The following is a 12,405-nucleotide window of genomic DNA, read 5'->3' on the forward strand; positions in this document are numbered from 1 at the left end:
CAGGGTGGATCGTTGCCTCAGGTTGGCGTTAGCCCGTGGATGCGGCGGCGGGCCGAGCGAGGGGCGCTCGGCACAGGAAGTTGATGACGCCGGGTAACTGGCGACGTCGCTGCAGTCGCCTAGAACGATGGATCAGGCTCAGGGCTGGTGGTCGAGCGCGACAGAGCCCGGATTTTGCCGTTGACTGGCGAATCGAGCGTGCGGTTCGGAATGCGCCGGATGCTGGCTGGCTTTAAGTAGGACGTACGGCGACCGAAGGAGAGTGCGAACCGAGATGCGAGCCATCACTTTCGCCGAGTACGGCGGGCCCGAAGTGCTGCAACTGAACGAGGTTCCGACGCCGGAGCCTGGCCCGGGCCAGGTCCGGGTCGCGGTCCGGCGCGCGGGGATCAACCCGATCGACTGGAAGATTCGTTCGGGGGCGATGGCTGGCGGTGCGGCGCTCAAAACTCCGCAGATTCCGGGGTTGGAGATCGCCGGAGTGGTCGACGCGGTGGGCGACGGTGCTGAATTCGGCGTCGGAGATGAGGTGTTCGGCTGGTCGGCGACCGGCGGATACGCGGAGTACGCGCTCGGCGGTGCGATCGTTCGCAAGCCTGTCGGCCTCTCCTGGGAAGACGCGGCTGCGTTGCCGGTTGCTGGCGAAACTGCGTTGCGCGTGTTGCGGCTGCTCGACGTCAAAGCTGGCGAACTGTTGGTTGTCCACGGAGCGAGCGGCGCTGTCGGTCGTTTCGCGACACAGATCGCGGTCGCATTGGGCGCGACCGTAATCGGGACGGCTGGACAGCACAATCTCGATGAGGTGAAAGCGCTGGGCGCGATTCCGGTGCGTTACGGCGACGGGTGGCTGGAGCGGGTCCGTGCAGTGGCGGACCGACCGGTCGATGCGGTGTTCGACGCGTCCGGCCATGGCGTTTTGCCGGAATCGATCGAGCTCCGAGGGGCGAAGGATCGCATCGTGACCATTGCCGACGGTGCGGCTTTCGAACTCGGAGTGCCGTTTTCGTCTGGTGGCCAGGACGGACAGACACAAGAGGTCCTGAACGAGATCCTCGGATATGTACACAACGGGCTGCGGATTGCGCAGGGCAAGACATTCCCCTTGGAGGAAGCAGCAGCTGCGCAGGAGGAGAGCCGGAACGGGCACCCCGGCGGGAAGCTGACTCTTGCCATTTCTTGACCATGATCCTCGGCTAGGCTTGAGGACGACGCGGCTCGGCAGGTTGGTGTTGCCGGTTTACGGCGACCGCGGCACGTGGGCCGTTGCCGCTCAGTGGCGAAAAGGCTGAGCACCGCGGGCAGCCGCGCCGAGGGTACGCGACTGTTGCCATTCAGCGGCGACAGATGCGAGTCGCGGAAATTAGGCGCGCCGACCTGAGTGATTCGCCGCTGGGAGGCGAGTGGCGGATGGCGAGGTGGCGGTTACAGGCGACGAGCGGGTAGCCATCCGGCGGTGAGGCGAGTCGGGCGGCTGTCGCCGTTGAGTGGCGAAATGGGCTGGTCCACTGTCAGCCGAAAGGCTAACCGCGGCTGGGCTGGGAGCCGCGGAGAAGGTGTCGCCAAAAAACGGCAACTCCCCTCCGCGGCCCCGTGACCAGGGGGTTCGTCAGTGCGCAACCGGCTGGGAATCCGCAGGGCGGCCGACGAGAACCCGGCGACGACGCTGCGGCGGGATGCGGACTGTGCCGAGGGCCGAGTGGACAGCCGCTTCGGCAAGGGCGGCCAGCGAACGGCGGTCCTCTGCGCGGCCGGGAGCGATCTCCGGGCACACATGCACTTCCAGCACCAGGCCGCGCAGCGCGGCGACCCGGCGTAAAGACGCGATGAGCGACTCCGGTCCGATGAACGCCGGCTGACTGGTTTCGCGGCCATCGGCGAGGCGGTAGCGGAGGGCGATCGGCCGGACCGGAACACCGCCGTCGATCGCGGCTTGGAAGGTGGCCGTCGTGAAGCGGCCGGAGGCCAGGCCGCACCAGGTGGTGCCCTCGGGGGTCACGTTGACGAGCGCGCCCGCGCGGAGGCTGTCGGCAAGTTCGGACATGGTGTCCGGCAGAGCGCGCAAACGGTTGCGGTCCAGGAAAATGCTGCCGCCGCGACGGACAAGCGTCCCTAGGATCGGCCAGGAGGCGATCTCGATCTTCGCGAGGGCGCGCATCGGGCGCAGCGCGTTGATCGCGATGATGTCCAGCCACGAGATGTGGTTGTTCACCACGAGCGCACCTCGACCCGCGGGAGCGGCGAGGAAGTCCGCGCCGCCGACTACGGACATCCGCACGCCGAACGCCCTCAGCACTGCCCGGAAGATCCGGCGCACCAAGCGTTCCCGGCTCCGGCCGCGGATCACCAGCAACGCCGGCGCGAGAAGCAGCGCCGCGAAGACCACTGAAACCGCCGCGAGGAAACGCAAACTCCGTCGAGGCAGACCGACCGTCGGTGCGCCCTCGGTGAGGCAACCGTCACCGCAGGGTGACGTCGGCATCCATGCGTGGCTCATCCTTGCGCCCCGAGGAAGAACTTCAAGTACCGCTCGTCGACCTGCTGCAGATCAAGAAGGACGAAAAAGTCCGCGACCCCGAAGTCGGCGTCGAGAGCCGGCGGGCCGCACACTTTGGCACCGAGCCGCACGTAGCCCTTGATGAGCGGCGGAAGCATGGCCCGGTCGGGACGTGGGATCGCGCCCGGTTCCCAGGGCGTCAACGGCGAGACGCGCAACGAGTCGTCGGCGTGATGCTTGGTGCGCAAGACATCCCAGACGCCCGCGGCATAGCTGCCGCCGTCGTTGATCGGGACCGAAGCGCATCCGGCGAGATAGCGGTGTCCGGAAAGGAGCATGTAGCGCGCGATCCCGGCCCACACCAGGCTCACGACGGCACCGCTGCGGTGGTCGGGGTGGACGCAAGACCGTCCGGTCTCGACCAAGGACGGCCGCAGGGCGGCGAGCGTCGTCAGGTCGAATTCGCTGTCCGAATAAAGCTTTCCAGCCTGCGCGGCGCGCTCCGGCGGAAGCATGCGATAGCAGCCGACGATCTCGCCGGTGTTGTCGTCGCGGACGACGAGGTGGTCGCAGAATTCGTCGAAGTAGTCGACGTCCCGGCCGGGCTCCGGGGAATGCAGTTCCGCCCCCATCTCCTCGGCGAAAACCCGGTATCGCAGTTTCTGTGCGGCGAGCACTTCATCGTTCCCGTTGGCGACCAGAAGCGAATACCGCGGAGCGCCTGCGGGAAGGTCGGCACCCGCCTGATCAGTACTGACGAGGAGCTGTGACGACGTCATGGTCAAGGTGTACCTGCCGGTAAGCGGCCTCGGAGAGTGCCAATCGATGACCGGTCAGTGCACGTTGAGTTAATTGCGGGTTCTCAGGTTCCTCTCAGGCAGCTGGGAAGCTTCCGGAGAACGCGGAAGGCCGCCGCGTGGCGAGCACGCGACGGCCTTCCGAGCGAAAAGAAAACGTCAGCCCTTGCGCTTGTCGACCGCGTCGGTCAGCTGCGGCGCGACGTTGAACAGGTCGCCCACCACACCGAAGTCGGCGATCTCGAAGATCGGGGCCTCGGCATCCTTGTTGACCGCGATGATCGTCTTCGAGGTCTGCATGCCGGCGCGGTGCTGGATCGCGCCGGAGATGCCGAGCGCGATGTACAGCTGCGGCGACACCGTCTTGCCGGTCTGGCCGACCTGGAACTGCGCTGGGTAGTAGCCGGAGTCGACGGCCGCACGGGACGCGCCGACAGCCGCGCCGAGCGAGTCGGCCAGCTTCTCCACGACGTCGAACTTCTCCGCCGAGCCGACGCCGCGGCCACCGGACACGACGATCGACGCCTCGGTCAGCTCCGGCCGGTCGCCGCCGACGACCGGCTCGATGCCGGTGATCTTGGCGGACTTCGCCGGGTCCTGCGCCGGGATCTCGACGGTCTCCTCGGCGGCCGCGCCGTCGGCGGCCTCCGCCTCGACCGCGCCCGGACGCACCGACACGACCGGCGCGCCCTTGGCGGCCTTGGCCTTGACGGAGAACGCCCCACCGAAGATGGACTGGTCCACGGTGCCGTCAGCGTTCACGCCGACCGCGTCGTAGAGCAGACCGGAGCCCAGCCGCAGCGCGACCCGCGCGGCCACCTCCTTGCCCTCGGCGCTAGCGGCGACGAGCACCGCGGCCGGGGAGACCTGCTCGGCCAGCTTCGCGAGCACGTCGACCTTCGGCGTCACCAGGTAACCGGCGGCGTCGTCGCCCTCGGCGACGTACACCTTCGCCGCGCCGTGGCCGGCGAGCGCTTCCTTGGCCTTCGCCGCGGTGCCGGTCGGGCCCACCACGACGGCGGAGGGCTCGCCGAGGGCGCGCGCAGCGGTCAGCAGCTCGAGCGTGACCTTCTTGACATCACCGTCGACGTGGTCGACGAGGACGAGTACTTCAGCCATTTTCCGGAATCCTCCTCGAAACCGTGTCTCAGATGAGCTTCTGCGCGACCAGGTACTCAGCGACCTTCGAGCCGCCGTCGCCCTCGTCCTCGACCTTCTCGCCCGCGGTGCGCGGCGGCTTCGGCGAGGCCTCGACGACCGTCGACCACGCGTTGGCGAGGCCGACCTCGCCCGCGTCGATGCCCAGGTCGGCGATGGTCAGCGTCTCGACCGGCTTCTTCTTCGCGGCCATGATGCCCTTGAACGACGGGTAGCGCGGCTCGTTGATCTTCTCGCTCACGCTCACCAGCGCCGGCAGGTTCGCCTCGAGGTGGGTGATGCCGTCTTCGGTCTCGCGGTCGGCCTTCACGGCGGAGCCCTCGACGGTCAGCTGACGCACATAGGTCAGCTGCGGCACGCCGAGCAGCTCGGCGAGGATCGCGGGCACGGCAGCGCCGCGGCCGTCGGACGCCTCGTTGCCGGCCAGGATCAGGTCGAAGCCCTCGACCTTGCCGACGGCGGCGGCGATGACCTTCGCGGTGGCGATCGCGTCGGAGCCGTGCAGCGCCTCGTCGGAGACGTGGATGGCCTTGTCGGCGCCCATGGAGAGCGCCTTGCGGATCGCGTCGGTCGCGCGGTCCGGGCCGACCGAGATCACGGTGACTTCGCCCTCGCCGGCTTCCTTGATCTTGAGGGCCTCTTCGACGGCCTTCTCGTTGATCTCGTCGAGCACGGCGTCGGCGGATTCGCGGTCAAGGGTGTTGTCGGAACCGGAGAGCTTCCGCTCCGAGTAGGTGTCCGGTACCTGCTTGACCAGGACAACGATGTTCGTCATGGGTCTTCTTCGACCTCCCGGTTGGGGCCGGCTCTCGGCCGCGGGACAGTGCTCTACTGAGCGGTAGATTAGGGGCAATTCCGCGGCCGGACCCCTCGAGGTGACGGCATTCACCTGGATGAGCAATCTAATGGGACCATCGTCCCAGTAGTTGGCCGGTTAGCCCTTCCAGCGCGCCGCTCGCCCGATCGGAGCAACGGTCACTTACTCGCAGTAGGCCGTTAGGGGTTACGCTCCGGCACCATGTCCGCGCACATCGCCGTAGTCACCGACTCGACCTCGTGCCTGCCCGAGCAACTCGCCGCTCAGTGGCGAATCAGTGTCGTCCAGGTCCAGCTGCATGTCGGCGACCAGACGGACGACGAGCACCGCTTCGACCGGAGCGAGCTCATCCAGACGATGAAATCCGGCGCGGCCGTCACGACTTCGCCGCCGGATCCGGGCGCGTTCTTCTGGAGCTACCAGGACGCGGCCTCCGCCGGCGCGTCCGCCATCGTGAGCCTGCACATCTCCGGACGGCTTTCGCAGACCGTCGAAGCCGCCCGCGAAGCCGCCCAGCAGGTCCGGATTCCGGTGCACATCCTCGACAGCGGGACGGCGAGCATGAGTCTCGGCTACGCAGCGGTGTCCGCCGCCCGGGTCGCCGGGGCCGGCGGACAGCTCGAACGGGTGTTGGACGCCGCGGAACGACGAGTGCGCAACTCGACCGAACTGATCTATGTCGACACGCTCGAGTACCTGCGGCGATCAGGACGGATCGGCGCTGCCCAGTCGATGCTCGGAAGTGCGTTCGCGATCAAGCCGCTGCTCACCGTCCGCAATGGAGAAGTGAGCCCGCTCGCCCGCGTTCCCGGCACTAAACGAGCGATGAACCGGCTCGTCGACCTGGCGGTGAAGGCCGCGGGCGACCAGCCGGTGGACCTCGCGGTGACCCGGTTCGGCTCTGACGAGAACGAGATCGTCCGGCGGCTGCGGGAACGCGTGCCGGGCGCGGGCGAGATCGTGGTGGGCGACGCAAGCACCGTGATCGGCGCTCACGTCGGCCCGGGTGCGCTCAGCATCACGGTGTCGCCGTCGAACTGATCTCGATTCGCCGCCCCGGGACCACAAGCACCACGAGCGGCAGCAGGACCGTCACCGCGAGCCCGCCAATGATGAGCACCTGGTCGAGCTGCGGATAGTGCCCGACGTGACCCGCGTGGTAGACGAGGTGCGGGACGGCGAACAGCAACGCCGCGATCGCCACCAGCCTCGCGACAGCTGTGGTGCCCATCACGGCAGCGCCCACCAGCATCGCGCCGAGCGCCAGGCTGAGGCCGCCGAAATCGATGATGAAGTGCTCGTTGTAGGGCCCGTCCATGGAGACCCAGCCATGCCGGAAACCGGGAAAGTCCTGGTAAAACCCCATCGGGTCGAGCAGCGGCCACAGCCCCTGCACCAGGGTGTAGAGACCGAGCAGGATCAGGAGGATGCGCGTGATCGTCCGTTGCATACCGCTGGAACGAGACGGCTGCGCGAAACGTGACAGGCGCTAGGGTCGCGCAGGTGACCAACGCAGCCACCCGGGCCGAGGCACTGCACCTCACCGGCGAACGGACCGTCCCCGGCATCCCCGAGGAAAATTACTGGTTCCGCCGCCATGAAGCCGCGTACCTCGCCCTCCTCCCCCACTGCACCGACGCGACGGTGCTCGAAGCCGGCTGCGGCGAGGGCTACGGCGCCGGGCTCATCGCCCAGCATGCCCGGCGAGTGCTCGCACTGGACTACGACGTACCGACCACCGAGCACGTTGCACGCCGGTACCCAAGTGTCGACGTCGCGCGCGCGAACCTGGCGTACCTCCCGTTGCAGGACGGCGCGGTCGACGTGGTGGCGAACTTCCAGGTGATCGAGCACCTCTGGGACCAGGACGGTTTCCTCGCCGAATGCTTCCGGGTCCTGCGCCCGGGCGGAAAACTGCTGGTCACGACCCCGAACCGACTAACTTTCACGCCGGACAGCGACACCCCGCTCAACCCGTTCCACACGCGCGAACTGGCACCGTCCGAAATGGACGACTTGCTGCGCGCAGCCGGGTTCACCGTGGCGGCGCTGAACGGGCTGCACCATGCGGAATCCCTGCGCACCATGGAAACCCGTTACGGCGGCTCGATCATCGACGCCCAACTAGACGTCGTCATGGGTTCGCTCCCCGGGCAGGCCGCCTGGCCCGCCGACCTCCTCGCGGACGTCGCAGCGATCCGGGCCGACGATTTCGCCGTCCACAGTGACGACCTGGACGCGAGCCTCGACCTGGTGGCCGTGGCGGTGCGCCCGTGAGCGCCCGGAATCCCGCCCACGAAGGCACGTTCTGCCTCGTCCTGCACAGCCACCTGCCATGGCTGCCGCACCATGGCAGCTGGCCGGTCGGCGAGGAGTGGCTGTACCAGGCGTGGACACATTCGTACCTGCCGGTCGTCGACCTGCTGCGCCGATTCGCCGCTGAGGGGCGACGCGACGTCCTGACACTCGGCATGACGCCGGTTCTCGCCGCACAGCTCGACGATCCGTACGCCATCCGCGCCTGCCACGACTGGATCGGCCATTGGCAGCTGCGCACGCAGCACGCATCGACGCTCTGGCACGGCGATCCATTGCTGCGCGACCTGGCCGCCGCCGAGCACCAGGCCGCGATGCACGCCACCGAAGAGCTGGAAACGCGCTGGCGGCACGGTTTCTCGCCCGTCCTTCGGTCGCTTGTGGACAGTGACACGATCGAACTGCTCGGCGGGCCGCTGGCGCATCCGTTCCAGCCGCTCCTGGATCAGCGAGTGCGACGGTTCGCTCTCCAGGCCGGGCTCGAGGACACTGCGCTGCGCATCGGCCGCGCACAAGAAGGTATTTGGGCACCTGAATGTGGTTACGCACCGGGGATGGAACAAGATTATCACGATGCCGGTGTGCGACGCTTCCTTGTCGACGGCCCTTCACTCCATGGTGACACTTCGGCCGCGCATCCCGTCGGAGACTCCGACGTCGTCTGCTTCGGCCGCGATCTCGAAGTCACCTACCGGGTTTGGTCGCCGAAAGCCGGCTATCCAGGCCATGCCGCGTATCGGGATTTCCACACCTGGGCACATGAAGTCGGACTGAAGGCGTCGCGCGTCACCGGAAAAACCGTTGAGCCACAAGACAAAGCTCCATACGATCCTGCGCTCGCCGCAGACGTTCTAGGTTCGCACGTCAAGGATTTCGTCGAGACAGTCGTCGCGCGGTTGAGGTCTCTCCGCGAGCAACATGGCCGCGAGTCGCTAGTGGTTGCGGCATACGACACGGAACTCTTCGGACATTGGTGGCACGAAGGGCCCGCGTGGCTCGAAGGAATCCTGCGCGCACTGCCCGAAGCAGGCGTCCGGGTGACCACGTTGCGCGGCGCGCTCGAGGCTGGCCACCTAGGCGAACCGGTCCAGCTGCCCGCATCCTCATGGGGTTCCGGCAAGGACTGGCGTGTATGGGACGGCGAGCAGGTCGCGGACATGGTGCAGGACAACACCGCACTGCAGGCCCGCCTGCTCGACCTGGTCGATAAGCAGGATGGGACCACTCGCGACGCCGTTGCCGATCAGGCCGTCGCCGAGGCGATGATGGCACTGTCCAGCGACTGGGCGTTCATGGTCACCAAAGACTCCGCCGCCGACTACGCCCGCCGGCGCGCTCGTGTGCACACCGAGCGGTTCGACGCCTTGGCAGGGTTGCTGCGCAGCGGAGATCGCTCTCGCGCGCTCGCCCTGGCCGAGGAATACCGCCGGGCCGACGGCCCGTTCGGACATCTGGACGCGCGCACCCTGCGGCGTCCTCGCGCATGACGATCGAAAGGAACTCCATGGGAATCCGCGACCTGCCCCTCAAGACTCTGTCTGGCGAAGACGCCACTCTTGGCGGACCGCTGGCCGGCAAGACGCTGCTCGTGGTGAATGTGGCGTCGAAGTGCGGGTTGACGCCGCAGTACACCGGCCTGGAACGCCTGCAAGAACGCTACGGCGACAAGGGCTTCTCGGTCGTCGGGTTCCCCTGCAACCAGTTCGCCGGTCAGGAGCCAGGCACGGCGGAGGAGATCCAGACGTTCTGCTCCACCACGTACGGTGTGTCTTTCCCGCTGTTCGAAAAGGTCGACGTCAACGGCGAAGACCGGCACCCGCTCTACGCGAGCATCACGGAAACTCCCGACGCGGACGGCGAAGCCGGTGACGTGCAGTGGAACTTCGAGAAGTTCCTGATCAGCCCGGACGGCAAGGTGCTCGGTCGCTTCCGGCCGCGCACGGAGCCCGAAGACGAGACGATCGTCGCGGCGATCGAAGCGGCGCTGCCTGCTTGAGCTCCGGTCCTGCTCTCCGGCCAGCGTTCATCGCGGCCGGAGGGCATTTGCCGTTTTTCGGCAACTGCTGGCAAACGCCGAGGCGGCTGGCTTCCCAAGGAGACAGCGCTAGCCGTTTGCTGCCGTTGCCGCTCAGTGGCGAAAGATCCGGCGTTCCTCACCTCTGCTTGTCCGCGGTGGTGTCGCCACTTATCGGCGACTGACGACCAGCGCCATAAGTCGCCACGAGTGGACGTCACCGCGCACCACAACGTCAGGCCGGTGCCACGACCGAGGATGCCGTCGCCGTTCAAAGGCTAATTCGGCAGTGACGTCGGCACAGCACGGTGGACGGTGACCCGCCATGTCCGAACTGGACGAAACCCTGGCAGCTTCGAAACACCGTTGGCCAGTTCGTCGCCAGTGAGCGGCGAATCGCAAGTCGGCCTGGTTCGTCCCCCAGGCCGCAGCCCAGTGCAGGGCTGCCTGTCTCGCGTTGCCGCTCAACGGCGAATTGCAGGTCAACGGCTGTCCGAAGCCTCGCCAGCCAGTTCGGCCGCGGTCTTCACGTCGGGATACGAACCACGCGCGATCACCGCTCGGTTGTGGTTCGCGGCGTCGGTGAAGTCGAGCTTTTCCACTCGGCGGTCGTAGGTGAGGAGGCCGTTCACTTCGTTCTCTACATCAGTGGTCTGAGTATAGATCGCGCCGGACAACCCCAGATCGGAAACCAACCGTTCGAGGCGTTCACTCACCTCCGCGTACCGGCGAGTGAGATGCGTGGAATCCGCCGTCATTTCGTAGGCGTTGGGCGGACCTGGCCAAATGTGGTCGTCGAGCACCAAGCCCAGGCCGCCGTATTCACCGTCCACCAGGGCGCGATGGTCCCCCTCGTGCGGCTCCCCTGGCCCGACGTAGGTGTGGTCGTCGTAGATGTCGCCAGCACCAGTGTCGGGGCGAGAGAAACAGCAGTTCACGCCGCTGTTGGCGATCACCAGCCGAGTCGGGTCGAGTTCCTTTACGAGCGCGGCAATCCGGGCAGTGTCGAATTCTCCCCAGCCTTCGTTGAACGGCACCCAGGCGACGATCGACGTGACGTTGCTCAGCTGCGCGACCATTTCCCGCAGTTCGGCCTCGAACCGTTGTTGTCCTTCGGGCAGCGGATCCGGCGCGTGCCCGGGCGGTCCGGCGAACGAGACGACCAGTGACGGCATGTCCTGCCAGACCGCCAAACCCAGCCGGTCCGCCCAGTAGTACCAGCGCGCGGGTTCGACCTTGACGTGCTTGCGGACCAGGTTGAACCCGAGTTCCGTCGTCTTCTCCAGATCGAACCGGAGCGCCTCGTCTGTCGGCGCGGTGTAACCGCCGTCCGGCCAGTAGCCCTGGTCGAGTGGTCCGTGCAGGAAGGTGATCCGGCCGTTCACAGCGATCCGTGGCTGTCCGTCGACATCCGGGACGATTTCTACCGTTCGCAGGCCGCAATAACTGGCGACTTCGTCCAATACATCACCGTGCGCATCGAGAAGCCGGACGGTGATGTCGTAGAGAAACGGATCGTCGGGAGACCACGGATGCGGTTCCGGAAGGTTGGCTCGCAGCCGCGCGCCGGCGGAGCTCCGAACGCGTACTGCCTCGTCGCCGTTTGGCGGCGAAACGATCAGCTCCACTTGAGCGCCACCGGTGACCTGCGGGAACACAGAGACGCCTGATAGGTCCGAGGTGATTTCGAGGAAGGAAACGCGCTCGTTCGGCACCGGCTCGACCCAGACGGTCTGCCAGATTCCCGACGTCGGGGTGTAGCAGATACCGCCAGGTTCGTTGCGCTGCTTGCCGATCGGGTACGGCTCGATGTCCGTCCGGTCCTCTGCGCGAACGGTAATTTCCTGCGGTCCCGATGCACGGAGCGCGTCTGTGATGTCCGCGGAGAACGACGTGTACCCGCCCTGATGGGTGACCACCGTCTGGTTGTTGACCCGAACCTCGGCTTTCTGGTCGACTGCACCGAAATGCAGCAACACCCGTCGCCCGCGCCAGCTTTGCGGAACCTCGAACAACCGCCGATACCAGAGCACTTCGTCGCGTCGGCCGATTCCGGAGAGCGCCGATTCCGGCGCGAAGGGAACCAGGATGCGCTCGCTGTACCCGACAGGGCGCGGCTCCGCGGGCGAAGCGGGCCATCCTGCGTACTCCCAGACGCCGTTGAGGCTCAGCCATTCCGGCCGGCGGAGCTGGGGGCGTGGGTACTCGGGCAGCACCGCGGCCGGGTCGACTCGGTCGGTCCACGGGGTGGTCAGTGGCGGATCCGCTCGCTGCCATTCGGGCTCTGTTGGAGTCATCACTGGTCATGGTGGCAGAGAATCGCGTTCCGCGGCATGGCTTGGGCGCCACCTGGGCAGCCGACGACCCAGGCCCTGCGCGACGGTCATGTCGGCTGTCGGTGGTCGCTGGCTGGCAACTGGTCCTCGGTGGGGGGTCCCCCGGCGAGACGGTGGAGATGCCGTCGACAACCTCATCGCCACTGAGTGGCTAATCGCTGGTCAGCAGCTCGTCAGCGCGCTTCGCCCGCGGGCGCAGTAGGCGTGCCGCGGCGCGTGAGGGTTGCTGGTCGCGGTGGGTGGCTGCAGCAGGAACGTATGTATTCGGCCTGGTGCTCCCTGCGGACCGCGGCGGGGTGCTGAGCTGCGGGGATGCGGTGGTCGCGAGCCGTCGGAGCGGCTGCGCGGACCTTTTGCCGTTTTTTGGCGAAACGCTCTGACCAGCTCGTTCTTGCCTGCTCAGGCACTTTTTCGCCAGCAGAAGGCGAGGCTTTCCGCCGGTCGTTCGGGCGGCCGCCCCGGGGTAAGCGACT

11 protein-coding genes are annotated in these 12,405 nt (G+C 67.0%); 5 read left to right on the plus strand and 6 right to left on the minus strand.

Translation table 11 applies throughout. The features are described 5' to 3' along the window. Positions 1-274: 274 nt before the first annotated feature. Positions 275-1,180: an NADP-dependent oxidoreductase gene (locus PUT80_RS19565; protein ID WP_275293049.1), complete on the plus strand. Its 906-nt coding sequence runs from the start codon at positions 275-277 to the stop codon at positions 1,178-1,180. 426 nt (positions 1,181-1,606) lie between these two features. Here the strand turns inward: PUT80_RS19565 and PUT80_RS19570 are convergent, their stop codons facing one another. The 4 genes from PUT80_RS19570 to PUT80_RS19585 form a co-directional block, all read right to left on the minus strand. After that, complete coding sequence (locus PUT80_RS19570) at positions 1,607-2,494, minus strand: lysophospholipid acyltransferase family protein (RefSeq protein ID WP_275293050.1); 888 nt, start codon at positions 2,492-2,494, stop codon at positions 1,607-1,609. Continuing rightward, on the minus strand, positions 2,491-3,273 hold the full coding sequence (locus PUT80_RS19575) for a GNAT family N-acyltransferase (protein WP_043839115.1): 783 nt from the start codon (positions 3,271-3,273) through the stop codon (positions 2,491-2,493). The genes PUT80_RS19570 and PUT80_RS19575 overlap by 4 nt, the downstream gene beginning before the upstream one ends. Before the next feature lie 177 nt (positions 3,274-3,450). Then, positions 3,451-4,410, minus strand: a complete 960-nt coding sequence (locus tag PUT80_RS19580) for an electron transfer flavoprotein subunit alpha/FixB family protein (RefSeq protein ID WP_037811816.1) — start codon at positions 4,408-4,410, stop codon at positions 3,451-3,453. Between the two features lie 28 nt (positions 4,411-4,438). Beyond that, entirely contained in the window at positions 4,439-5,224 is a 786-nt protein-coding gene (locus PUT80_RS19585; RefSeq protein WP_037811817.1) for an electron transfer flavoprotein subunit beta/FixA family protein, read from the minus strand. A 243-nt stretch (positions 5,225-5,467) separates the two neighbouring features. Here PUT80_RS19585 and PUT80_RS19590 point away from each other — a divergent pair, with 243 nt between their 5' ends. Continuing rightward, entirely contained in the window at positions 5,468-6,307 is an 840-nt protein-coding gene (locus tag PUT80_RS19590; RefSeq protein ID WP_043839119.1) for a DegV family protein, read from the plus strand. Here PUT80_RS19590 and PUT80_RS19595 read toward each other — a convergent pair. Continuing rightward, positions 6,285-6,716 (minus strand): hypothetical protein, encoded by a 432-nt coding sequence (locus tag PUT80_RS19595; protein ID WP_037811819.1) that lies wholly within the window; start codon positions 6,714-6,716, stop codon positions 6,285-6,287. The two genes, PUT80_RS19590 and PUT80_RS19595, sit on opposite strands and share 23 nt — an antisense overlap. A gap of 53 nt (positions 6,717-6,769) precedes the next feature. Between PUT80_RS19595 and PUT80_RS19600 the strand changes: the two genes are divergently transcribed. The 3 genes from PUT80_RS19600 to PUT80_RS19610 are packed head-to-tail and all read left to right on the plus strand — an operon-like array spanning position 6,770 to position 9,578. Beyond that, on the plus strand, positions 6,770-7,543 hold the full coding sequence (locus tag PUT80_RS19600) for a class I SAM-dependent methyltransferase (RefSeq protein WP_037811820.1): 774 nt from the start codon (positions 6,770-6,772) through the stop codon (positions 7,541-7,543). Further along, a complete protein-coding gene (locus tag PUT80_RS19605; RefSeq protein WP_037811821.1) occupies positions 7,540-9,069 on the plus strand; it encodes a glycoside hydrolase family 57 protein in 1,530 nt (509 codons plus the stop codon). The genes PUT80_RS19600 and PUT80_RS19605 overlap by 4 nt, the downstream gene beginning before the upstream one ends. Positions 9,070-9,086: 17 nt before the next feature. Beyond that, positions 9,087-9,578: a glutathione peroxidase gene (locus tag PUT80_RS19610; protein WP_037811822.1), complete on the plus strand. Its 492-nt coding sequence runs from the start codon at positions 9,087-9,089 to the stop codon at positions 9,576-9,578. A gap of 500 nt (positions 9,579-10,078) precedes the next feature. On the opposite strand, the gene PUT80_RS19615 is transcribed toward PUT80_RS19610, so the two are convergent. Continuing rightward, positions 10,079-11,893 carry a sugar-binding domain-containing protein gene (locus tag PUT80_RS19615; protein WP_275293051.1) on the minus strand — a complete coding sequence of 605 codons (1,815 nt, stop codon included), beginning with the start codon at positions 11,891-11,893 and terminating at the stop codon, positions 10,079-10,081. Positions 11,894-12,405 lie beyond the last annotated feature (512 nt).

Source organism: Amycolatopsis sp. La24, from assembly GCF_029087445.1.
In the GTDB taxonomy this organism is placed as follows: domain Bacteria; phylum Actinomycetota; class Actinomycetes; order Mycobacteriales; family Pseudonocardiaceae; genus Amycolatopsis; species Amycolatopsis nivea.